This is a genomic window from Escherichia sp. E4702 (genome assembly GCF_963883545.1).
GTDB lineage: Bacteria > Pseudomonadota > Gammaproteobacteria > Enterobacterales > Enterobacteriaceae > Escherichia.
On sequence record NZ_CAWORF010000011.1, the window covers coordinates 64,689 to 87,882 of the forward strand.

Sequence of the window (23,194 nt, forward strand, 5' to 3'; positions counted from 1 at the left end):
GCATTGAAATGCATACTTAAGCAATTTTAATGAAAAATAATACGATTAACTGGCCAGGATATTTTGCCTTGTTGGTCAATTTTATGGCACGATAAGTGTAACAAACCTGTAAATATTCCCTATTAAAAGACTGTCAGTTGAGGACATTATGAAAAAACTGGTGCTATCGCTCTCCTTGGTTCTGGCCTTCTCCAGCGCGACTGCTGCTTTTGCTGCTATTCCGCAAAATATTCGCATCGGTACTGACCCGACTTATGCACCGTTTGAATCAAAAAATTCACAAGGTGAATTGGTTGGCTTTGATATCGAGCTGGCGAAGGAACTGTGCAAACGCATCAATACGCAATGTACATTTGTCGAAAACCCGCTGGATGCGTTAATTCCGTCATTAAAAGCGAAGAAGATTGACGCCATCATGTCATCGCTTTCCATCACCGAAAAACGTCAGCAGGAAATAGCCTTCACCGACAAATTGTACGCCGCCGATTCTCGCCTGGTTGTGGCGAAAAATTCCGACATTCAGCCGACAGTAGAATCGCTGAAAGGCAAGCGGGTGGGCGTATTGCAGGGCACGACCCAGGAGACATTTGGTAACGAGCACTGGGCGCCAAAAGGCATTGAAATCGTCTCTTATCAGGGGCAGGACAATATTTATTCTGACCTGACCGCCGGGCGTATTGATGCCGCGTTCCAGGACGAAGTTGCCGCCAGCGAAGGTTTCCTCAAACAGCCAGTCGGTAAAGATTACAAATTCGGTGGCCCGTCTGTTAAAGATGAAAAACTGTTTGGCGTAGGCACCGGCATGGGCCTGCGTAAAGAAGATAACGAACTGCGCGAGGCACTGAACAAAGCCTTTGCCGAAATGCGCGCTGACGGTACTTACGAGAAATTAGCGAAAAAGTACTTCGATTTTGATGTTTATGGTGGTTAATCACCATCGGTGAAAGAAAGCCCGCTCCCTTCGGGTAACCGGAGGGAGACAAGAGGCGGTAATTCACCACACACGACAGGACAGGCAGCATGTTGTATGGGTTTTCAGGTGTTATTTTACAGGGGGCTCTCGTCACGCTGGAGCTGGCCATCAGCTCTGTAGTGCTCGCTGTAATCATCGGTTTAATTGGCGCTGGCGGTAAGCTTTCGCAAAATCGACTCTCGGGGCTGATTTTCGAAGGATATACCACGCTGATTCGCGGTGTGCCGGATTTAGTGTTGATGCTGCTGATATTTTACGGTTTGCAGATTGCGTTAAATACGGTGACGGAGGCGATGGGCGTCGGACAGATTGATATTGACCCGATGGTTGCCGGTATTATCACCCTGGGTTTTATTTACGGTGCTTACTTCACCGAAACGTTCCGTGGCGCGTTTATGGCGGTGCCGAAAGGGCAAATAGAGGCGGCTACGGCGTTCGGTTTTACTCGTGGGCAAGTGTTTCGGCGGATTATGTTTCCGGCGATGATGCGTTACGCTCTGCCGGGCATTGGCAACAACTGGCAGGTGATCCTCAAATCTACCGCCCTGGTTTCGTTACTCGGCCTGGAAGATGTGGTGAAAGCCACCCAACTGGCAGGCAAAAGTACCTGGGAACCGTTCTATTTCGCCATCGTCTGTGGCGTGATTTATCTGGTTTTCACCACCGTTTCCAATGGTGTGCTGCTGTTCCTTGAGCGCCGCTACTCCGTGGGTGTGAAGAGGGCTGACCTGTGATCGAAATCTTACATGAATACTGGAAACCGCTGTTGTGGACCGACGGTTATCGCTTTACCGGCGTGGCGATTACCCTTTGGTTGCTGATTTTGTCAGTAGTGATAGGCGGAATTCTGGCGCTGTTTCTGGCGATTGGTCGTGTCTCAAGTAATAAATACATCCAGTTTCCAATCTGGTTATTTACCTATATTTTTCGCGGTACGCCGCTGTATGTGCAGTTGCTGGTGTTCTATTCCGGCATGTACACGCTGGAGATTGTTAAGGGTACCGAGTTTCTTAACGCTTTCTTCCGCAGTGGCCTGAACTGTACCGTGCTGGCGCTGACGCTTAACACTTGTGCTTACACCACCGAGATTTTTGCCGGAGCGATTCGCTCGGTGCCGCACGGGGAAATTGAAGCTGCCAGAGCCTATGGTTTCTCGACCTTTAAAATGTATCGCTGCATTATTTTACCGTCGGCGCTGCGCATTGCTTTACCGGCCTACAGCAACGAAGTGATCCTGATGTTGCACTCGACTGCGCTGGCGTTTACTGCCACGGTGCCGGATCTGCTGAAAATTGCCCGTGATATCAACGCCGCGACGTATCAACCTTTTACCGCCTTTGGCATTGCTGCGGTACTCTATTTAATCATCTCTTATGTCCTGATCAGCCTCTTTCGCAGAGCGGAAAAACGCTGGTTGCAGCATGTGAAACCTTCTTCAACGCACTGAGAATACGATGTCCGAGAATAAATTAAACGTTATCGATTTGCACAAACGCTACGGCGAACATGAAGTGCTGAAAGGGGTGTCACTGCAAGCGAACGCCGGGGATGTGATCAGCATCATCGGATCGTCGGGATCGGGGAAAAGTACCTTTCTGCGTTGCATTAACTTCCTCGAAAAACCGAGTGAAGGCTCGATCGTGGTTAACGGCCAGACTATCAATCTGGTGCGGGATAAAGACGGCCAACTCAAAGTCGCCGATAAAAATCAGCTGCGCTTGCTGCGCACACGCCTGACGATGGTATTCCAGCACTTCAATCTCTGGAGTCATATGACGGTGCTGGAAAACGTCATGGAAGCGCCCATTCAGGTGCTGGGCCTGAGCAAGCATGAAGCGCGCGAGCGGGCGGTGAAATATCTGGCGAAAGTCGGCATAGACGAACGTGCGCAGGGGAAATATCCTGTGCACCTTTCTGGCGGTCAGCAACAGCGTGTTTCCATCGCAAGGGCGCTGGCAATGGAACCAGAAGTTCTGCTGTTTGATGAACCTACATCGGCCCTTGACCCAGAGCTGGTGGGCGAAGTGCTGCGCATTATGCAGCAGCTGGCGGAAGAGGGGAAAACGATGGTGGTGGTAACCCACGAAATGGAATTTGCTCGCCATGTCTCCACACATGTTATTTTCCTCCATCAGGGGAAAATCGAAGAAGAGGGTGCGCCAGAACAATTATTTGGCAACCCGCAAAGTCCTCGTTTGCAACAATTCCTTAAGGGATCGCTGAAATAATTTCCTCTCCGGTGGCTAATGCTGCCGGAGTATTTTCAAGGCTAATTTGCGAGTTGGCTTCCATTGACATGTATATATTGCAGTCCACTTAAAATAGTTCTGAATTCACTGTCCAGATATAAAAACTGCCTGCTGCATTGCTTATAAAGAGTGGTTATTGTCTCGTCATCTTAAATTTGAGGGGTGACGGAACGCCATGACCATATCGACAACTTCCACACCGCATGATGCGGTATTTAAATCCTTTTTACGTCATCCGGACACCGCACGGGATTTTATTGATATTCACCTTCCTGCGCCGCTACGTAAACTTTGCGATTTATCGACGTTAAAACTGGAACCAAACAGTTTTATTGATGAAAACCTGCGGCAATATTATTCCGATATCTTGTGGTCAGTGAAAACTGAGGAGGGGATGGGATATATTTATGTCGTTATTGAACACCAAAGTAAGGTGGAAGAATTAATGGCTTTTCGCATGATGCGCTATTCTATCGCGGCAATGCAAAACCATCTTGATGCAGGCTATAAAGAACTGCCTTTGGTGATTCCGATGCTGTTTTATCATGGTTGCAGAAGTCCTTATCCTTATTCTCTATGTTGGCTTGATGAATTTGCAGAACCTGCTATTGCCCGCCAAATTTATTCATCGGCTTTTCCGCTGGTGGATATTACCGTAGTGCCGGATGACGAGATTATGCAACACCGCAAAATGGCGTTGCTGGAGTTAATGCAGAAACATATTCGCCAGCGCGATCTGTTGGGATTAGTCGATCAAATAGTTTCTCTGCTTATTACAGGCAACACTAATGACAGGCAGCTAAAAGCCCTGTTTAATTACGTATTACAAACGGGGGATGCCCAGCGCTTCCGCTCATTTATTGGTGAGATAGCGGAACGTGCACCACAAGAAAAGGAGAAACTGATGACCATTGCTGACAGATTACGTGAAGAAGGCGCAATGCAGGGCAAACACGAAGAAGCCCTGCGAATTGCTCAGGAGATGCTGGAAAAAGGATTTGACCGCGAAGTCATCCTGATGTTGACCCGACTTTCGCCAGACGACCTTTTGGCGAAAAGCCACTAATTCTGAATTACCAGGCACTAACTGGCGGATGTTCGCGGTAAACCACATCAGCGAACGACATCCGCCAGCGCCTCGTCTAAATCGTACCAGCGAAACGCAAAACCCGCTTCTTCCAGCCTTTTAGGTAACGCGCGTTGTCCACCTAACACCAGAACTGAAGATTCGCCCATTAACAGCCGAATGGCAGTCGCGGGGACGCGCATAATTGCCGGGCGATGCAGTACATGGCCGAGCGCATGGGAAAATTGTTCATTACGTACCGGGTAGGGGGCAACCATATTAAACGGTCCGCGTAGATCGTTATCCAGCAGCCAGAGAATCCCGTTGACCATATCATCGATATGAATCCAGGCCAGATACTGCCGACCAGAGCCAATCGGGCCACCTAAACCGAGGCGAAACGGCGGCAGCATTTTGCCGAGAATACCGCCATCTGGTGACAGTACCACACCGGTACGCAGCAGGCACACTCGCGTTTTGTCGCTTTGCGCCCGACAGGCAATTTCTTCCCAACGAGCGCAGAGTTTATGGGTAAATTCGTTATGCGGAGGTTCTTCTTCGGTAACGACAACTTCACCTAAATCACCGTAATATCCCGTCGCCGAACCGGAAATAAGGACCGACGGCGGCGTGTCGCTGGCGCTAATTAAATCCACCAGTTTTTGGGTAATATTCCAGCGACTTTGGCACAGTCGGTCTTTTTGCTCGCGAGTCCAGCGTTTGTCGGCAATCGGTTCGCCAGCCAGGTTGATTACCGCGTCAACACCGTTGAGGTTGCTTTGATTGGCAAGCCCTTGCCATAGTGTCACCTGGGGGCCGAGGATTGAACTGGCTTTCTGCGGGTTACGCGTCACCACTGTGACCTGATTGCCCAACTCCAGCAAACTCGGGATTAAATGGCGACCAATTAATCCCGTCCCTCCGGTGATCACTATATTCATGCAGCCTCCCGATATGGCGGTTAACGCTGCCAGCTCAAGGTCATTGATACCGAATCGGCGTAGCGCAGCGCGTGCAGTTTATCGATCTCCACTTCAGCATAGGTTACCCAGTGATGTTCACGTGCGATATCGAGCACATCCTGAGTTAATTTTTCCAGCAAAGAGAAACGGTTATTCTCTACGTGTTGAATGATGTTTTTGGTGACGGTGCGATAGTTCAGCGCGTCATTAATATCTTCACTGGTACGCGCTTTATCGGCGGGGTAGTGGATCGTGACATTGATAACGATATCCTGACGGTTGTTAATCTCTTCGTCCTTAATTCCGATAAATGTACGTAAACGAAGGTTCTTTATACGAATAATAGCGGCAGGTTGTGACATTGCAGGTTCCCTGTTGTTTTACTTAGACAGGAATAATACACGAGAACCTTTCTCAGTTAACTATCTGAGATCTCATCATTCAATTGAGCCTTTAATAGTGATTGCCCGGTGGCAGGGCGCGAACGGATCCGCTCATGCCAGTTCTTCGCTGCCGGGTACATAGCAAGGTCAATCCGCTGACGAGCATATGCATTTACCCACGGCCAACAGGCAATATCCGCAATGCTGTAATCTTCGCCGCCAAGCCAGGGGGCGTTTTCCAGGCGCTTATTGAGTACGTGATACAGACGCTGGGTTTCAACCTGATAACGTTCAATAGCGTAAGGAATAGTCTGTGGCGCAGCATGATTAAAATGATGATTCTGTCCGAGCATTGGCCCCAGGCCGCCAACCTGCCAGAATAACCATTGTAAGGTGGTGGCGCGCTCACGCGGGTCGTGACTTAAAAATAGTCCCGTTTTCTCTGCCAGATACAACAAAATTGCACCTGACTCAAAGAGGTTTAACGGTTCGCCGCCATCAGTCGGTGAATGATCAACAATTGCCGGAATCTTATTGTTCGGCGATATGCGCAAAAACTCCGGGCGAAACTGACTGCCTTTCCCCAGGTCAACCTTGATTAAACGATATTCCAGACCAGCCTCTTCGAGAAACAGCGTAATTTTGTGGCCATTTGGGGTAGGGGCGTAATAGAGATCGATCATTGCAGCTCCGGTTGTCTAATAATCTGAACATCTCAAGTATAGAAACCCCGGAGACTCGCGTGAGTTTTCATCAAGTAACAGTGACAAAAAGGCTCTATAGTTTGAGAGCAAGCCCCTTTATCGCCGAGGATATAATGAGTAAACCCGCTATCACGCTTTGGTCAGATGCCCATTTTTTCTCACCCTATGTGTTATCCGCCTGGGTGGCGTTGCAGGAGAAAGGACTACCTTTTCATATAAAGACTATCGACCTTGACAGCGGTGAACATTTACAGCCGACGTGGCAAGGTTACGGGCAGACACGCCGCGTGCCATTGTTACAGATTGATGATTTTGAGTTGAGTGAATCCTCTGCCATAGCGGAATATCTGGAAGACCGTTTTGCGCCGCCAACCTGGGAACGCATTTATCCATTAGATCTGCAAAACCGGGCGCGTGCACGGCAAATTCAGGCATGGCTGCGGAGCGACCTGATGCCTCTGCGTGAAGAGCGTTCGACGTATGTCGTTTTTGCTGGCGTAAAAAAAGCACCGCTAACGGCGGAGGGAAAAGCCAGCGCGCAGAAACTGTTCGCAATGGCAGAACATTTACTGACGCATAACCAGCCTAATTTGTTTGGCGAGTGGTGCATTGCCGACACTGATTTAGCGCTAATGATTAATCGTCTGGTGCTGCACGGCGATGAGGTGCCGGAGCGTCTGGTGGATTATGCGGCATTCCAGTGGCAGCGGGCTTCAGTTCAGCGTTTTATTGCACTTTCAGCAAAGCAATCTGGCTGATAGCAGCGACAGAATCCAGTATCATAGCTTACGTTTTTTCGACGAGGAGTGAGTGATGAAACTGATGTTTGCATCGGACATTCATGGGTCGTTACCGGCGACGGAACGTGTACTGGAGTTGTTTGCCCAAAGCGGCGCGCAGTGGCTGGTGATTCTTGGCGACGTGCTGAATCACGGCCCACGCAATGCTTTACCGGAGGGCTATGCGCCGGCAAAGGTGGCGGAACGCTTGAATGAAGTGGCGCATAAAGTCATCGCTGTACGTGGCAACTGCGACAGTGAAGTGGACCAAATGCTGCTGCATTTCCCAATGACCGCGCCATGGCAACAGGTGTTGCTGGAAAAACAGCGCCTGTTTCTGACACATGGGCATCTGTTTGGCCCGGATAATCTGCCGGCGTTAAACCAGAACGACGTGCTGGTGTATGGTCATACCCATCTGCCGGTGGCGGAGCAGCGGGGGGAGATTTTCCACTTCAACCCCGGTTCGGTTAGCATTCCGAAAGGCGGCAATCTGGCGAGCTACGGCATGCTCGAAGATGACGTACTAAGCGTAATCGCACTCAATGATCAAAGTATCATTGCGCAGGTCGCGATTAATCCGTAATTTACCCAACAACTCAAAATGCGCCGTAAGAGCGCCAGAAAAAGAAGGTTTCCTGATAATGGAACAGCGTCGTTTGGCAAGTACTGAATGGGTGGATATTGTCAATGAAGATAACGAAGTCATTGCACAAGCCAGCCGGGAACAAATGCGGGCACAGTGTCTGCGTCATCGTGCAACTTACATCGTCGTGCATGATGGTATGGGCAAAATTCTGGTCCAGCGTCGTACCGAGACAAAAGACTTTTTACCCGGCATGTTAGATGCTACTGCTGGTGGTGTGGTCCAGGCTGATGAACAACTGCTGGAATCCGCACGTCGCGAAGCGGAAGAAGAGTTGGGCATTGCCGGTGTCCCCTTTGCCGAGCACGGGCAGTTCTATTTTGAAGACAAAAATTGCCGTGTCTGGGGCGCGTTGTTCAGCTGTGTTTCTCACGGTCCCTTCGCCCTTCAGGAAGATGAAGTCAGCGAGGTCTGCTGGCTGACGCCAGAAGAAATCACCGCTCGTTGCGATGAGTTCACACCAGACTCGCTAAAAGCTTTGGCGTTGTGGATGAAGCGCAATGCCAACAATGAAGCCGTAGAGACTGAAACGGCAGAATGAAAAAAGAGCCGCAGTTGCGGCTCTCAGGTTGTAGACAAAGTGCGCTTTGTTTATGCCGGATGCGGCGTAAATGCCTTATCCGGCCTACAAAATATTGCAAATTCAATATATTGCATGGGCCATGTAGGCATGATAAGCGTAGCGCATCAGGCAATTTTTCCGTTGTCATCAATCTAAGAGCCGCAATCGCGGCTCTTAACGTTTTTAATGGTAGCCCATCAACTGGGCGCCTATCACCACCACGCTGGACATAATAAACAGCAGTCCAAGCAGTGTTGCCCCCACTTTGATCCAGTTACGGAAGTCCACCCGGCAAACACCGAGCGTGGCCATTAATGAAGCCGAGGTCGGGTAAATGATATGACTGAAGCCATCGCCAAACTGGAAGGCCAGCACGGTAACCTGACGGTTAACGCCGACCAGATCGCCAAGCGGTGCCAGTAACGGCATGGTTAACGCGGCCTGGCCAGAACCGGATGTCACGAAGAAATTAAATACCGCCTGGAAGAGCAGCATAAACCACGCCGCGACCGCGTTATCAAGGCCGCTAATGGCATTGGCAATGCTGTTGAGGATGGTATTCAGTACGCTGGCATCACCGGCTTCGCCGTTACCTACCAGCAGCAAAATCCCTTTGGCGAAACCAACCAGCAGGGCGGGGGCTATCATCATTCGCGCGCCTTCGGTAAATGATGAAGCCATGGTGTTTACCGTCATACCATTCAGACGGAAGACAACGCCGATGATGCCAATTACCAGACCCATAGCGAAGAACTGGCTGGCAATTTCAGGAATAAACCAGGCATTGACAATAACGCCCCAAATCACCCAGATCATGACGGCGGTTAAAACAATTAATACCAGCCAGTCACCAAAGGTAAATGGGCGCTGTTCGACATCCGCCTGTTTTTCGCGGAAGAAACGATCGGACTCATGAACGCGTGACAACAGAGGATTCTTTTTCACCCGTGAGGCGTACAACATGGTGAAGACCAGGCCAATCAGAGTAGAGATTACCCATACCACTATGCGCAAACCGGAGCCAGAAAGCACCGGAACACCAGCGATCCCCTGGGCGACGACCACGCAGAACGGGTTCATCCACGAGCTGGCAAAACCGATTTGCGTAGCGATATAGGTTACCAGGACGGTGGTGATACTGTCATAACCCAGCCGTACCATGAGTGGCGCGATGATGATGGCAAAGGCGACTGCCTCTTCCCCCATGCCAAATACCGCACCACCGAGTGAAAAGAGAATAAATAACGCCGGAATGAAAAGAATTTCATTCCCTCGTGTGTGGCGGATAAGTGCCAGGATGCCGTTATCAATAGTTCCTGTGCGCATCACGATGCCAAACGCGCCGCCAATCACCAGCATAAACATGATGATGCCAACGGCGGTCCCATATTTCGAGCCAGAAGTTAGCCCTTCAAACGGGAAGTTCATCAGGCCGGGACGTTCATCGCCCGTCGAGAACAGTTGCACGCGGTGATACTCTGGTTCGCCCGCCTCGTTGGTCAGAATGCGAAATGAGTGAGGGTCTACAACCTTGCGTGTTTTTGTCTGACCATCAACCTGATATTGCACTTCCTGACTGTCAAACATTCCCACCGGAACAACCCAGGTGGCGAGACTGGTTAAAATAGCAACAAAAAAGATAATCACCAGAGTATCGGGCATTGCCCATCTTCTGGTTGGTTTGGATTCAGTGATTGCTGACATAGCGCAAATTTTCCCTTGCACAAGACAAAGTGGTAAGTATGCAAAGTGAGATGACGCAATTCATTGATGCAGCGCAGTTAAGCAAGATAATCAGAAAGGAGTAATGCAAATTAAGAGAATAAAAAACCGGAAATAGTGGCTATTTCCGGTTCTGATATCCGCAGCAGTAAGGCTGCGGATTATGACGAGATTACTGCTGCTGTGCAGACTGAATCGCAGTCAGCGCGATGGTGTAGACGATATCGTCAACCAGTGCGCCACGGGACAGGTCGTTAACCGGCTTGCGCATACCCTGCAGCATCGGCCCGATGGAGATCAGGTCGGCAGAACGCTGTACCGCTTTGTAGGTGGTGTTACCGGTGTTCAGATCCGGGAAGATGAACACGGTAGCGCGACCTGCAACCGGAGAGTTCGGCGCTTTAGATTTCGCAACGTCAGCCATTACCGCAGCGTCGTACTGCAGCGGGCCGTCGATCATCAGGTCAGGACGTTTTTCCTGCGCCAGACGAGTTGCTTCGCGAACTTTCTCTACGTCGCTACCTGCACCAGAAGTACCGGTGGAGTAGGAAAGCATAGCTACACGCGGTTCGATACCGAAGGCTGCGGCGGAATCCGCGGACTGGATGGCGATTTCAGCCAGCTGTTCTGCGGTCGGATCCGGGTTGATCGCACAGTCACCGTAAACGTAAACCTGTTCCGGCAGCAGCATGAAGAACACGGAAGATACCAGGGAGCTGCCCGGTGCAGTTTTGATCAGCTGCAGCGGCGGACGGATGGTGTTTGCGGTGGTGTGAACAGCACCGGAAACCAGACCATCAACTTCATCCTGTTCCAGCATCAGGGTACCGAGAACCACGTTGTCTTCCAGCTGTTCGCGGGCAACAGTTTCGGTCATGCCTTTGTTCTTACGCAGTTCGACCAGACGAGCAACATATTTTTCGCGAACCACTTCTGGATCAACGATTTCAATGCCTGCGCCCAGTTCTACGCCTTGAGACGCTGCAACTCGGTTGATCTCTGCCGGGTTACCCAACAGTACGCAAGTTGCGATACCACGTTCAGCACAGATGGCAGCTGCTTTAACGGTACGCGGTTCGTCGCCTTCCGGCAGAACGATACGTTTGCCCGCTTTGCGCGCCAGTTCGGTCAGCTGATAACGGAACGCAGGCGGAGACAGACGACGGCTGCGCTCGGAAGTGGCAGTCAGAGAGTCAATCCAGTCAGCGTTGATGTAGTTAGCAACGTATTCCTGAACTTTCTCGATACGCTCGTGATCGTCAACCGGAACTTCCAGGTTGAAGCTCTGCAGGCTCAGAGAAGTCTGCCAGGTGTTGGTGTTTACCATGAATACCGGCAGGCCGGTGGCGAAAGCACGTTCGCACAGTTTAGAAATGCGTGCGTCCATTTCGTAGCCGCCAGTCAGCAGCAGGGCGCCGATTTCTACGCCGTTCATGGCAGCAAGGCAAGCGGCAACCAGTACGTCAGGACGGTCTGCGGAAGTTACCAGCAGAGAACCTGCACGGAAGTGCTCCAGCATGTGTGGAATGCTGCGTGCGCAGAAAGTTACAGATTTCACGCGGCGAGTGTTGATGTCGCCTTCGTTGATGATGGTGGCGTTCAGGTGGCGTGCCATATCGATAGCACGAGTCGCGATCAGATCAAAGCTCCACGGCACAGCGCCGAGAACCGGCAGCGGGCTGGATTCTTGCAGCTTCGCCGGATCAACATTGTTGATTTTAGCTTTGGAAGAGTCGTCGAAAATCTCGGACAGATCCGGGCGAGTACGACCCTGTTCATCAACCGGTGCGTTCAGTTTGTTAACGATAACGCCAGTGATGTTGGTGTTTTTGGCACCACCGAAGCTGTTACGAGTCAGTTCGATACGCTCTTTCAGCTGTTCCGGGGTGTCGGTGCCCTGAGACATAACGAAGACGATTTCCGCGTTCAGCGTTTTGGCGATTTCGTAGTTCAGAGACTGGGCAAACTGGTGTTTACGTGTCGGTACCAGACCTTCAACCAGAACCACTTCAGCGTCTTTGGTGTTAGCGTGGTAGTTCGCGACGATCTCTTCCATCAGCACATCTTTTTTATTGCTGGAAAGCAGACCTTCAACGTAGCTCATTTTCAGCGGTTCGGCGGCTGTCGTGGTGGAAGAGCTCGCACGCACGATAGTCGTTGTCTGATCGGGCGCATCGCCACCGGTACGCGGCTGAGCAATAGGTTTGAAAACGCTCAGACGAACGCCTTTGCGTTCCATTGCACGGATCACGCCGAGGCTGACGCTGGTCAGACCGACGCTGGTTCCGGTAGGGATCAGCATAATAATACGGGACACGGTTTATCCTCTTTCGTTACCGCCGGTTGGCGGGTTACAAAACAGCACCGCCAGCTGGGCTGGCGGTGTGAAATCAGGCAGTCAGGCGGCTCGCGTCTTGCGCGATGACCAGTTCTTCGTTGGTTGGGATAACCACCGCAGGACGGGTACCTTCTTTGTTGATGAAACCAGATTTGCCGAAACGTGCAGCCAGGTTGCGTTCGCGATCAACTTCAAAGCCCAGCACGCCCAGTTTGCCCAGAGACAGTTCACGAACCATCGCAGCGTTTTCACCGATACCACCGGTGAATACAACAGCGTCCAGACGACCATCCATCAGCGCGGTGTATGCACCGATGTATTTCGCCAGGCGGTGGCAGTAAACGTCCATTGCGCGCTTCGCGTCTTCTTTCGTCGCGTAGTTATCTTCAACATAGCGGCAGTCGCTGGTCACTTCGGTCAGACCCAGCAGGCCAGACTCTTTGGTCAGCAGTTTGTTGATGGCATCAACGCTCATGCCGAGGGTGTCGTGCAGGTGGAAAATGATCGCCGGATCGATGTCACCAGAACGAGTACCCATTACCAGGCCTTCCAGCGGAGTCAGACCCATAGAGGTATCAACGCATTTGCCGTTACGGATAGCAGAAACGGAACCACCGTTGCCCAGGTGGCAGGTGATGATGTTCAGTTCTTCTACCGGTTTGTTCAGCATTTTTGCCGCTTCCTGGGTTACATAGAAGTGGCTGGTACCGTGCGCGCCGTAACGACGGATGCCGTGCTCTTTGTACAGGTTGTACGGCAGGGCGTAGAGGTAAGACTCTTCCGGCATAGTCTGGTGGAACGCCGTGTCAAATACAGCAACGTTTTTATCTTTCAACTGCGGGAAAGATTTCAGTGCTTCTTCGATACCGATCAGGTGAGCCGGGTTGTGCAGCGGTGCAAAAGAAGCTGCATCTTTGATACCCTGAATAACAGACTCGTCGATCACTACGGAGCTGGTATACTTCTCACCGCCGTGTACGATACGGTGACCGATAGCGGTCAGCTGCGCAGACAGTTCTGGTTTTTGTGCCAGAATAGTATTAACGATAAAGTTGAGCGCTTCGCTGTGAGCGGCGCCTGCACCTAAAGCCGCTTCTTGTTTATTGCCGTCCATTTTCCATTTGATACGTGCTTCGGGCAGGTGGAAACATTCGGCTAAACCAGAAAGGTACTCTTCACCATTCGCTGCATCGATGATTGCAAATTTCAGTGAAGAACTACCGCAGTTCAGAACCAGTACTAACTTACTCGACATGGAAGTACCTATAATTGATACGTGGCTAAAAAAACGTCAGGGAGCCATAGAGCGTAGCGCATGATGACACCGACATTTATGATTAACATCATGCACTGCAAATTTTTTTTGCATGATGGAAGAAATATCTTGAGTCTATGCCATTTTGCGTAATTTTCAGCCAATGGCATAATGTTTATGAATTTGACGACTCAATGAATATGTACTACTAGGCCATTTCAGGCTGCTAAAGGATACCTGATTGTGGGTACGGAAGACAAAATGTTTTGAACGTTGTCCCGCTGAGTTGTGAATTTGCACAAATTTTTGAATCTTTATATGTGAAGTTGAGGTGAAGCATGTCAACGCCGGATAATCGTTCTGTTAATTTTTTTAGCTTGTTTCGCCGGGGACAGCATTACTCAAAGACGTGGCCGCTGGAAAAACGCCTTGCCCCGGTCTTTGTTGAGAATCGAGTCATTAAGATGACGCGTTATGCGATCCGCTTTATGCCGCCGATCGCCGTGTTTACTCTCTGCTGGCAGATTGCGCTGGGCGGTCAGCTTGGTCCGGCAGTCGCCACTGCGTTGTTCGCCCTAAGCTTACCCATGCAGGGACTGTGGTGGCTGGGCAAGCGTTCTGTAACGCCACTACCACCTGCAATCCTCAACTGGTTTTATGAAGTTCGCGGTAAATTGCAGGAGTCTGGACAGGTGCTGGCACCTGTTGAAGGCAAGCCTGATTACCAGGCATTAGCTGACACGCTTAAGCGCGCCTTCAAACAACTGGATAAAACTTTCCTTGATGATTTGTAATTGACCCCTGATTACGCATATAAAAGAAGGCAGACATCGGCCTTCTTTTTTTTCACCGTAGTAGAGTGATACAGGAGTCAACAATGGAAATGACCAACGCGCAACGTCTTATTTTGTCTAACCAGTACAAAATGATGACTATGCTCGATCCGGCAAATGCTGAACGTTACCGTCGCCTGCAAACAATCATTGAGCGTGGTTATGGTTTACAAATGCGCGAACTGGATCGCGAGTTTGGCGAGCTGAAAGAAGAAACCTGCCGCACTATCATCGACATTATGGAGATGTATCACGCGCTGCATGTTTCCTGGTCTAATTTACAGGACCAGCAATCCATCGATGAACGTCGTGTCACCTTCCTCGGCTTTGACGCCGCCACCGAAGCGCGTTATCTCGGATATGTCCGCTTTATGGTTAACGTTGAAGGGCGTTACACCCATTTTGATGCCGGAACTCACGGCTTTAATGCCCAGACGCCAATGTGGGAGAAATATCTGCGCATGTTGAATGTCTGGCATGCCTGCCCGCGTCAGTATCACCTGAGCGCTAACGAAATTAACCAAATCATCAACGCCTGAGGAGGCCCGCGTGCGGTGTAAAGGTTTTCTGTTTGATCTGGATGGAACGCTGGTGGATTCTCTGCCCGCGGTAGAGCGGGCGTGGAGCAACTGGGCCAGACGTCATGGGCTAGCACCGGAAGATGTGCTGGCGTTTATTCATGGTAAACAGGCGATTACGTCTCTGCGCCATTTCATGATGGGCAAATCGGAGACGGAAATTGCCGCCGAGTTTACCCGTCTGGAACAAATCGAGGCCACGGAAACCGAAGGTATTACCGCACTCCCAGGGGCGATAGCTTTACTCAATCATTTGAATAAAGCGGGGATTCCGTGGGCCATTGTCACTTCTGGTTCCATGCCTGTTGCGCGAGCACGTCACAAAGTCGCCGGACTTCCCGCGCCGGAAGTGTTTGTTACCGCAGAGCGGGTTAAACGTGGAAAACCAGAGCCGGATGCATATCTGTTAGGTGCACAACTGTTGGGCCTTGCGCCGCAGGAATGTGTGGTGGTGGAGGATGCTCCCGCTGGCGTGCTTTCAGGCCTGGCCGCGGGGTGTCATGTCATTGCGGTTAACTCACCGGCTGATACCCCGCGTCTGAATGAGGTAGATTTGGTCCTCCATAGTCTGGAACAAATTACTGTGATCAAACAGCCAAATGGTGACGTTATTATTGCGTGAAACGCCAGATCATGATTTAGCCCCGTCCCGACGGGGCTTTTTTGTGGCAGAATCAGGCCATCCCCCTCAATTAACAAGGATACGTTGTGAACGGTGAATTGATCTGGGTTCTTTCATTACTGGCGGTTGCCATCGTCTTGTTTGCGACTGGCAGAGTGCGTATGGATGCGGTCGCTTTGTTTGTCATTGTTGCGTTTGCATTAAGCGGTACGCTGACCGTCCCTGAAGTGTTTTCCGGTTTTTCCGATCCTAACGTGGTACTGATCGCCGCCTTGTTTATTATTGGTGATGGTTTAGTCCGCACGGGTGTCGCCACTGTAATGGGGACATGGCTGGTTAAAGTGGCAGGCAACAGTGAAATCAAAATGTTGGTTTTGTTGATGCTGACCGTTGCGGGCCTTGGCGCGTTTATGAGTTCAACGGGCGTCGTCGCTATCTTTATCCCTGTGGTGTTAAGCGTCGCTATGCGCATGCAAACGTCGCCGTCGCGCCTGATGATGCCGTTGAGTTTTGCCGGGCTGATCAGCGGCATGATGACGCTGGTGGCAACGCCACCTAACCTGGTGATTAACAGTGAATTGCTGCGTGAAGGCTATCATGGTTTTAGTTTCTTTAGCGTAACCCCCATCGGCCTGGTCGTACTGGTGCTGGGCATTTTGTATATGTTAGTGATGCGTTTCATGCTGAAAGGGGATACCCAGACCCCGCAGCGCGAAGGCTGGACGCGTCGTACCTTCCGCGATCTTATCCGTGAATACCGACTTACCGGGCGCGCGCGTCGCCTGGCCATTCGTCCCGGTTCACCGATGATTGGCCAGCGACTGGACGATCTCAAATTACGTGAACGTTATGGCGCTAACGTCATCGGTGTTGAACGCTGGCGGCGTTTTCGTCGCGTTATTGTGAACGTGAACGGGGTTTCTGAATTCCGGGCGCGTGACGTTTTGCTTATTGATATGTCTGCGGCTGATGTCGATCTCCGACAATTTTGTAGTGAACAATTGCTGGAACCGATGGTGCTGCGCGGCGAGTATTTTTCCGATCAAGCCCTTGATGTTGGCATGGCGGAGATTTCATTAATTCCTGAGTCTGAGTTGATTGGTAAATCGGTGCGCGAAATTGGCTTTCGTACGCGCTACGGACTGAATGTGGTGGGCCTGAAACGCAACGGCGTGGCGCTGGAAGGTTCGCTGGCGGATGAGCCTCTGCTGCTGGGCGATATCATTCTGGTCGTCGGTAACTGGAAGCTTATCGGTATGTTGGCAAAACAGGGCCGCGACTTCGTGGCGCTGAACTTACCGGAAGAGGTGAGTGAAGCATCGCCTGCGCACAGTCAGGCACCCCATGCCATTTTCTGTCTGGTGTTGATGGTGGCGTTAATGCTGACTGATGAAATCCCTAATCCCATCGCGGCTATCATTGCCTGCCTGCTGATGGGGAAATTCCGCTGTATCGATGCTGAAAGCGCCTATAAATCTATTCACTGGCCGAGCATTATTTTGATCGTTGGGATGATGCCGTTTGCGGTGGCGCTACAGAAAACAGGCGGTGTCGCGCTGGCGGTAAAAGGGTTAATGGACATCGGCGGCGGTTATGGGCCACATATGATGCTTGGCTGTTTGTTTGTCTTGTCGGCGGTGATTGGTTTGTTTATTTCGAATACGGCAACGGCTGTGTTGATGGCGCCGATTGCGCTGGCCGCGGCTAAAACAATGGGCGTCTCGCCGTATCCATTTGCCATGGTGGTGGCGATGGCAGCATCCGCCGCCTTTATGACACCAGTTTCCTCACCGGTTAACACGTTGGTTTTAGGGCCGGGAAATTACAGCTTTAGTGATTTTGTGAAGCTGGGAGTACCGTTCACCGTTATTGTGATGGCGGTTTGCGTGGTGATGATTCCGATGCTGTTTCCGTTTTAACGAGAGCCTGATGTCGCATCTGGCGCTTATTGCCCGATGCGACGCTGGTATCTGTCTGCTTACAGTGGCGAATCCTGGCTAATCTCATCGAGCGAAAGATGGAAGCTGGGAACAAAGACTTCAATGAAGTAGTCCATCTCCTGGCTGCGGCGCGTTTCAAGCGTCGCTTCCAGCCGCGTTTTTGCCAGCAAAAATTCATTATTTCCGGCTGCGAGCTCTTCCAGACATTTCAGATAGGCACAAAGTGCATCAGCCTGTTTCACCAGCGACTTTTCTTCATCGCTATACGCATTTTCATCGATTAATGGCGCGAAAATATCCCGCAACTCATCCGGAACCATATCGACCAGCTTTTGTTGGGCAATTTTTTCAATGGCTTTGTATTCCTGAGCGATTTGCGAGTTGAAATATTTCACTGGGGTAGGGAGATCGCCTGTGAGCACTTCAGAGGCATCGTGGTACATCGCCAGCAGAGCGATGCGTTCAGCGTTGACATTTCCGCCAAACTTACGGTTTTTAATGGCTGCCAGCGCATGGGCGACCATCGCCACCTGCAAACTGTGCTCAGACACATTTTCTGTCCGTACATTGCGCATTAACGGCCAGCGGTTAATGAGTTTCAGACGGGAGAGATGGGCAAAAAAATGGCTCTGCTTCATAACGACCTTGCGTGTGATAACTTCATGAGATCATTGTGGGGGGATAACACTGCCGGATGCAATCTCCGGCAGTGAATTTAAGATTACAGCTGATGATAGCCAGAAAGGAAACGAGCGAATTTACTTAATGACAGTTCGATATCATCAACGCGCGGCAGCGTAACTATGCGGAAGTGATCCGGCCACGGCCAGTTAAAAGCCGTCCCCTGAACCAGCAGAACTTTTTCCTGTAACAGGAAGTCCAGCACCATCTTCTGGTCGTCGTGAATATTAAAACGTTTGGCGTCGATTTTTGGGAACATGTACAGCGCGCCGCGTGGCTTCACGCAGGAAACGCCTGGAATGTCGTTAATCAACTCCCATGCGCGATTACGCTGCTCGTAAAGACGCCCGCCTGGTAAGATAAATTCGCTGATACTCTGATAGCCGCCCAATGCGGTCTGAATCGCGTGTTGTGCGGGAACGTTGGCGCAAAGTCGCATTGAGGCCAGCATCTCCAGACCTTCGATGTAGCCTTTGGCGTGTTTTTTCGGCCCGTTCAGCACCATCCAGCCCTGACGGAAGCCTGCCACACGATACGTTTTCGACAGACCGTTAAAGGTAATGGTCAGCAGGTCAGGCGCCATCGCCGCAATCGAGTGATGCTCGGCGTCGTCGTAGAGAATTTTGTCGTAAATTTCATCGGCGAAGATAATGAGATTATGCTGACGCGCAATCTCCACAATTTCCATTAAAAGCTCTTTGGAATAAACCGCGCCGGTAGGGTTGTTCGGGTTGATAATAACGATACCGCGCGTACGAGGCGTAATTTTAGCGCGAATATCATCAAGGTCCGGGAACCAGTCAGAGGACTCGTCACAAAGGTAGTGCACCGCTTTACCGCTGGAGAGCGAAACCGCCGCTGTCCATAGTGGGTAATCAGGTGCAGGAACCAACATTTCATCCCCGCTGTTCAGCAAGGCCTGCATTGCCTGAACGATAAGCTCCGATACACCATTGCCGATGTAAATGTCTTCCACGGTAACATCACGCATGCCTCGCGCCTGATAGTGCTGCATGATGGCCTTACGCGCAGAGTAGAGGCCTTTTGAATCACAATAGCCCTGAGCGGTCGGGAGGTTGCGTATCACGTCAACCAGGATCTCATCAGGAGCGTCAAAACCGAACGGGGCAGGGTTGCCGATGTTCAGTTTCAATACCTTGTTACCTTCTTCTTCCAGGCGTTTTGCTTCTTTCAGCACCGGACCACGGATGTCATAACAGACATTCTCTAACTTGCTGGATTTTTCAATGGGTGACATGAATCTTGACCTTTTTTGCTGTTATCGCCACTCCCTGCCGTGGAAGTCAGCTTAGAACAATGTACTCCCCCGAGGCGGTGTTTTGAAGTTCTGCAGAACAAGATTTTGCGAGAGTAAAAGAAGGGAATGTGCTGTTAATAACTTAATAATCGTTAAATATTGAGATGCATATGCTTAATGATTTGTGTTTTGTAGTGATTTATTCTAAGTATTAATCTAATGCATAGTTTTTTGTCTGGTAGATAAATGTGCGAATTTCCTTTGATTTAAGAAATCGCGAACATAACATATTCATGATATTTTCATTATAAGTGAAACATTAACAGAGTAGTGATCGCCGAAGTGTCGTATAGGTGATGACGTGCGAAACTATTGTTAAGCGGAATTAATGAATGCAGGGTGTGCTAATTAATTATTATTTAATATTCAAAAAGGTTTTGTTGTGCTTATTAATAATAGAAGATTACTTTGCCTAACATAACATAACTTTGCATCAGATAATTCGCAATGGCCCTTATAAATAAATGGGTTTTAGGGTAAAATGCTCGCTTAAATGACGGAAGCCCCACTTTTGATGCAGACAAATCATCGCCGCTTATGCGTGTTCACGCTGGGTTGGCGCCGCTTTGCTAGTAGTGGAACAAGGAACAACATTTACATTTACACAAACACTCGCATGTCATAAATAGAAAAGAGTGAGTAACTTAATAGATATGCGATTCCTGAAGATATATTCTGTGAACTACTTCAGGCATTATAACGGAACAATGTGAGTCGTTCTTATTAGTGCAACTCATATGCATTTTAACTTTCATCCAGACTTCCGGATGAAACTGCCAGGGAGGCACATTACAAATGGAATTGCTTGTTTGTGTGTGCACAGCATTAACCAGCTCAGTATGAGCCGCCAGTAAGTGATAATATATGATAAGTGCAAATCGTCCGATAATTAACCTCGACCTCGATCTGCTGAGAACATTTGTTGCTGTTGCCGATCTGAACACTTTTGCTGCCGCAGCTGCCGCCGTGTGTCGTACTCAGTCCGCTGTTAGTCAGCAAATGCAACGTCTTGAACAACTCGTTGGGAAAGAACTGTTCGCTCGGCATGGTCGTAACAAACTGTTAACTGAACATGGCATTCAGCTTCTTGGCTATGCCAGGAAGATCCTGCGTTTTAATGATGAAGCTTGCTCATCATTGATGTTCAGTAATCTTCAGGGCGTGTTAACAATCGGCGCTTCAGATGAATCTGCTGATACGATCTTACCTTTCCTACTTAATCGCGTGAGTTCGGTTTATCCGAAACTTGCGCTGGATGTCCGCGTTAAGCGTAATGCCTATATGGCAGATATGCTGAAGTCCCAGGAAGTGGATTTAATGGTTACCACAAATCGTCCTGGTACCTTTAAGGCGTTGAACCTGAGAACTTCTCCAACGCACTGGTATTGCGCTGCGGAATACGTATTGCAAAAAGGCGAGCCGATCCCTCTGGTGTTGCTGGATGATCCTAGTCCGTTCCGCGATATGGTTCTGGCAACACTCAATAAAGCAGATATTCCATGGCGTCTGGCTTATGTCGCCTCCACGTTGCCGGCGGTCCGTGCTGCCGTGAAAGCGGGATTGGGTGTAACGGCCAGGCCGGTTGAGATGATGAGTCCGGACCTGCGCGTCTTGAGTGCTGTGGACGGTTTACCACCACTGCCAGATACCGAATATTTGCTCTGCTATGATCCGTCCAGCGGTAATGAACTGGCCCAGGTGATATACCAGGCAATGGAGAGTTATCAGAATCCATGGCAGTTCAGCACGATAGGTACCCATGAAGGGGATGATTCTCTGTTAATTGAAGGCGATTACGAATAATTGTCTGGTACCAGATAACCACATTTGTAAAAACAAGCCACTGATTGTTTTTTTGAACGTCAGTGGCTTTTTTTTACAATAAATGATAACGACTTTTCCTGATATTGAACAAAAATGTTCATTTTTCAACCGCTCGCCATTCTCTATACGCGCGAACAAAAAATCGCCGGATAAAAATCTCCTGCTACAATGATGTTAAAAAATACGTGAACTTGTTGCTGTGTTTTTGTTATGGATTAACAAAAGCGTGTCACAGATCAAGAAAATACTCTCTTTTAGGGGGAGGAATCGACACAAATTCCTGTCAAAATAGACCCGTATTTTTTCCATTGCTTCACAACGGACACGATTCAACAACATCTAATTTTCCTGGAGTCGTCAATGATCTGGGATGAAGAGCATTAAATGCAAAAGTTGTTGGTATTATGTAAATTAATGTGAAGAAACTTTTGTTAAAGTTGACAAAAGGTTATAGAAAGGGGTAAAAGACCACATCAATTCACTGTGTAAAATTGTTACTACAGCAGTTGTAAGGTTTTTTTTATTCCTCCCCATGAATCGATGTGGCGTCCATCTGCCGTGAAGAGCAGTGAATCTGGCGCTACTTTTGATGAGTAAGCAATGAGTATGTCAACATCCACTGAAGTCATCGCTCATCACTGGGCATTCGCTATCTTTCTTATCGTTGCCATTGGCCTGTGTTGCCTGATGCTGGTAGGCGGTTGGTTTTTGGGCGGTCGCGCACGCGCGAGGTCAAAAAACGTGCCGTTTGAATCCGGTATCGACTCGGTCGGCTCCGCCCGCTTACGCCTGTCCGCCAAGTTTTATCTGGTGGCCATGTTCTTCGTTATCTTCGACGTTGAAGCGCTGTATCTGTTCGCATGGTCAACCTCTATCCGCGAAAGCGGCTGGGTAGGCTTTGTGGAAGCTGCAATTTTTATTTTTGTGTTACTGGCAGGTCTGGTTTATCTGGTGCGTATTGGCGCGCTGGACTGGACGCCCGCGCGTTCACGCCGCGAGCGTATGAACCCGGAAACGAACAGTATCGCTAATCGTCAACGCTAACCGCGAGGCATTAAGATGGATTATACGCTCACCCGCATAGATCCCAACGGTGAGAACGACCGTTACCCCCTGCAAAAGCAGGAGATCGTAACCGACCCTCTGGAGCAAGAAGTTAACAAAAACGTGTTTATGGGCAAGCTCAATGACATGGTTAACTGGGGTCGTAAAAACTCAATTTGGCCGTATAACTTCGGTCTTTCCTGCTGTTACGTTGAGATGGTGACTTCGTTTACCGCGGTGCATGACGTGGCGCGTTTTGGCGCAGAAGTATTGCGTGCTTCGCCGCGTCAGGCTGACCTGATGGTGGTTGCAGGAACCTGCTTTACCAAAATGGCACCGGTTATTCAGCGTCTTTATGACCAGATGCTGGAACCAAAATGGGTTATCTCAATGGGTGCCTGTGCCAACTCCGGCGGTATGTACGATATTTATTCCGTCGTGCAGGGCGTCGATAAATTCATCCCGGTTGATGTGTATATCCCGGGCTGCCCGCCGCGTCCTGAAGCGTACATGCAGGCACTGATGCTGTTGCAGGAATCTATCGGCAAAGAACGTCGTCCGCTCTCCTGGGTGGTTGGCGATCAGGGCGTTTATCGCGCCAATATGCAATCAGAGCGCGAACGCAAGCGCGGTGAACGCATTGCCGTAACCAACCTGCGTACACCTGACGAGATTTAATTTGCGCCTGTCGGCAAAGGGATTTTTCTTCGCTTAT

23 protein-coding genes are annotated in these 23,194 nt (G+C 50.0%); 15 read left to right on the forward strand and 8 right to left on the reverse strand.

What is annotated here, in order from left to right:
- The first annotated feature begins 148 nt into the window (after nt 1–148).
- The 5 genes from hisJ to AACU94_RS04790 all read left to right on the forward strand — a co-directional run bounded on the left by hisJ (nt 149) and on the right by AACU94_RS04790 (nt 4,288).
- The gene (gene hisJ, locus AACU94_RS04770) at nt 149–931 is read left to right on the forward strand and encodes a histidine ABC transporter substrate-binding protein HisJ (RefSeq protein ID WP_113264275.1); all 783 of its coding nucleotides are present in this window, start codon (nt 149–151) and stop codon (nt 929–931) included.
- A gap of 89 nt (nt 932–1,020) precedes the next feature.
- On the forward strand, nt 1,021–1,707 hold the full coding sequence (gene hisQ, locus AACU94_RS04775) for a histidine ABC transporter permease HisQ (RefSeq protein WP_064526547.1): 687 nt from the start codon (nt 1,021–1,023) through the stop codon (nt 1,705–1,707).
- Nucleotides 1,704–2,420: an ABC transporter permease gene (locus tag AACU94_RS04780; RefSeq protein ID WP_000569948.1), complete on the forward strand. Its 717-nt coding sequence runs from the start codon at nt 1,704–1,706 to the stop codon at nt 2,418–2,420. Before hisQ ends, AACU94_RS04780 begins: the two co-directional genes overlap by 4 nt.
- A gap of 7 nt (nt 2,421–2,427) precedes the next feature.
- A complete protein-coding gene (gene hisP / locus AACU94_RS04785; protein ID WP_130260569.1) occupies nt 2,428–3,201 on the forward strand; it encodes a histidine ABC transporter ATP-binding protein HisP in 774 nt (257 codons plus the stop codon).
- A gap of 196 nt (nt 3,202–3,397) precedes the next feature.
- Entirely contained in the window at nt 3,398–4,288 is an 891-nt protein-coding gene (locus tag AACU94_RS04790) for an Rpn family recombination-promoting nuclease/putative transposase (RefSeq protein WP_135489021.1), read from the forward strand.
- 47 nt (nt 4,289–4,335) lie between these two features.
- On the opposite strand, the gene AACU94_RS04795 is transcribed toward AACU94_RS04790, so the two are convergent.
- The 3 genes from AACU94_RS04795 to yfcG are packed head-to-tail and all read right to left on the reverse strand — an operon-like array spanning nt 4,336 to nt 6,316.
- Nucleotides 4,336–5,229: a TIGR01777 family oxidoreductase gene (locus AACU94_RS04795; RefSeq protein ID WP_135489022.1), complete on the reverse strand. Its 894-nt coding sequence runs from the start codon at nt 5,227–5,229 to the stop codon at nt 4,336–4,338.
- A 20-nt stretch (nt 5,230–5,249) separates the two neighbouring features.
- Nucleotides 5,250–5,612: a dihydroneopterin triphosphate 2'-epimerase gene (gene folX, locus AACU94_RS04800; RefSeq protein WP_130207240.1), complete on the reverse strand. Its 363-nt coding sequence runs from the start codon at nt 5,610–5,612 to the stop codon at nt 5,250–5,252.
- Nucleotides 5,613–5,668: 56 nt separating this feature from the next.
- On the reverse strand, nt 5,669–6,316 hold the full coding sequence (gene yfcG / locus AACU94_RS04805) for a GSH-dependent disulfide bond oxidoreductase (RefSeq protein ID WP_130216956.1): 648 nt from the start codon (nt 6,314–6,316) through the stop codon (nt 5,669–5,671).
- A 134-nt stretch (nt 6,317–6,450) separates the two neighbouring features.
- Here yfcG and yfcF point away from each other — a divergent pair, with 134 nt between their 5' ends.
- The 3 genes from yfcF to yfcD are packed head-to-tail and all read left to right on the forward strand — an operon-like array spanning nt 6,451 to nt 8,303.
- The gene (gene yfcF / locus AACU94_RS04810) at nt 6,451–7,095 is read left to right on the forward strand and encodes a glutathione transferase (RefSeq protein ID WP_135489023.1); all 645 of its coding nucleotides are present in this window, start codon (nt 6,451–6,453) and stop codon (nt 7,093–7,095) included.
- A gap of 55 nt (nt 7,096–7,150) precedes the next feature.
- Nucleotides 7,151–7,702, forward strand: a complete 552-nt coding sequence (gene yfcE, locus AACU94_RS04815) for a phosphodiesterase (protein ID WP_064526570.1) — start codon at nt 7,151–7,153, stop codon at nt 7,700–7,702.
- Nucleotides 7,703–7,760: 58 nt separating this feature from the next.
- Nucleotides 7,761–8,303, forward strand: a complete 543-nt coding sequence (gene yfcD / locus AACU94_RS04820; RefSeq protein ID WP_130207234.1) for an NUDIX hydrolase YfcD — start codon at nt 7,761–7,763, stop codon at nt 8,301–8,303.
- Between the two features lie 204 nt (nt 8,304–8,507).
- On the opposite strand, the gene yfcC is transcribed toward yfcD, so the two are convergent.
- The 3 genes from yfcC to ackA form a co-directional block, all read right to left on the reverse strand.
- On the reverse strand, nt 8,508–10,028 hold the full coding sequence (gene yfcC, locus AACU94_RS04825) for a putative basic amino acid antiporter YfcC (RefSeq protein WP_135489024.1): 1,521 nt from the start codon (nt 10,026–10,028) through the stop codon (nt 8,508–8,510).
- A gap of 190 nt (nt 10,029–10,218) precedes the next feature.
- Nucleotides 10,219–12,363 (reverse strand): phosphate acetyltransferase, encoded by a 2,145-nt coding sequence (gene pta / locus AACU94_RS04830; RefSeq protein ID WP_130207230.1) that lies wholly within the window; start codon nt 12,361–12,363, stop codon nt 10,219–10,221.
- A 73-nt stretch (nt 12,364–12,436) separates the two neighbouring features.
- Complete coding sequence (gene ackA / locus AACU94_RS04835) at nt 12,437–13,639, reverse strand: acetate kinase (RefSeq protein ID WP_130207228.1); 1,203 nt, start codon at nt 13,637–13,639, stop codon at nt 12,437–12,439.
- 338 nt (nt 13,640–13,977) lie between these two features.
- Between ackA and yfbV the strand changes: the two genes are divergently transcribed.
- The 4 genes from yfbV (at nt 13,978) to AACU94_RS04855 (ending at nt 17,591) form a co-directional block, all read left to right on the forward strand.
- Nucleotides 13,978–14,433: a terminus macrodomain insulation protein YfbV gene (yfbV, locus tag AACU94_RS04840; protein WP_000106627.1), complete on the forward strand. Its 456-nt coding sequence runs from the start codon at nt 13,978–13,980 to the stop codon at nt 14,431–14,433.
- A gap of 83 nt (nt 14,434–14,516) precedes the next feature.
- Nucleotides 14,517–15,011 carry a YfbU family protein gene (locus AACU94_RS04845; protein WP_064526599.1) on the forward strand — a complete coding sequence of 165 codons (495 nt, stop codon included), beginning with the start codon at nt 14,517–14,519 and terminating at the stop codon, nt 15,009–15,011.
- A gap of 10 nt (nt 15,012–15,021) precedes the next feature.
- Nucleotides 15,022–15,672 carry a hexitol phosphatase HxpA gene (gene hxpA, locus AACU94_RS04850; RefSeq protein WP_130216964.1) on the forward strand — a complete coding sequence of 217 codons (651 nt, stop codon included), beginning with the start codon at nt 15,022–15,024 and terminating at the stop codon, nt 15,670–15,672.
- Nucleotides 15,673–15,758: 86 nt separating this feature from the next.
- The gene (locus tag AACU94_RS04855) at nt 15,759–17,591 is read left to right on the forward strand and encodes an SLC13 family permease (RefSeq protein WP_130216966.1); all 1,833 of its coding nucleotides are present in this window, start codon (nt 15,759–15,761) and stop codon (nt 17,589–17,591) included.
- Between the two features lie 59 nt (nt 17,592–17,650).
- On the opposite strand, the gene yfbR is transcribed toward AACU94_RS04855, so the two are convergent.
- Together yfbR and alaA are read right to left on the reverse strand one after the other, a co-directional pair.
- Entirely contained in the window at nt 17,651–18,250 is a 600-nt protein-coding gene (yfbR, locus tag AACU94_RS04860) for a 5'-deoxynucleotidase (RefSeq protein ID WP_135489025.1), read from the reverse strand.
- An 83-nt stretch (nt 18,251–18,333) separates the two neighbouring features.
- Nucleotides 18,334–19,551, reverse strand: a complete 1,218-nt coding sequence (alaA, locus tag AACU94_RS04865; protein WP_064526608.1) for an alanine transaminase AlaA — start codon at nt 19,549–19,551, stop codon at nt 18,334–18,336.
- 924 nt (nt 19,552–20,475) lie between these two features.
- On the opposite strand from alaA, the gene lrhA reads away from it, so the two are divergent.
- The 3 genes from lrhA to nuoB all read left to right on the forward strand — a co-directional run bounded on the left by lrhA (nt 20,476) and on the right by nuoB (nt 23,157).
- Nucleotides 20,476–21,414, forward strand: coding sequence for a transcriptional regulator LrhA (gene lrhA, locus AACU94_RS04870; protein WP_130216970.1), 939 nt, complete (start codon nt 20,476–20,478; stop codon nt 21,412–21,414).
- A 621-nt stretch (nt 21,415–22,035) separates the two neighbouring features.
- Nucleotides 22,036–22,479, forward strand: coding sequence for an NADH-quinone oxidoreductase subunit NuoA (gene nuoA / locus AACU94_RS04875; protein ID WP_000062997.1), 444 nt, complete (start codon nt 22,036–22,038; stop codon nt 22,477–22,479).
- A 15-nt stretch (nt 22,480–22,494) separates the two neighbouring features.
- Nucleotides 22,495–23,157, forward strand: coding sequence for an NADH-quinone oxidoreductase subunit NuoB (nuoB, locus tag AACU94_RS04880; RefSeq protein WP_000386733.1), 663 nt, complete (start codon nt 22,495–22,497; stop codon nt 23,155–23,157).
- The last annotated feature ends 37 nt before the right edge of the window (nt 23,158–23,194 follow it).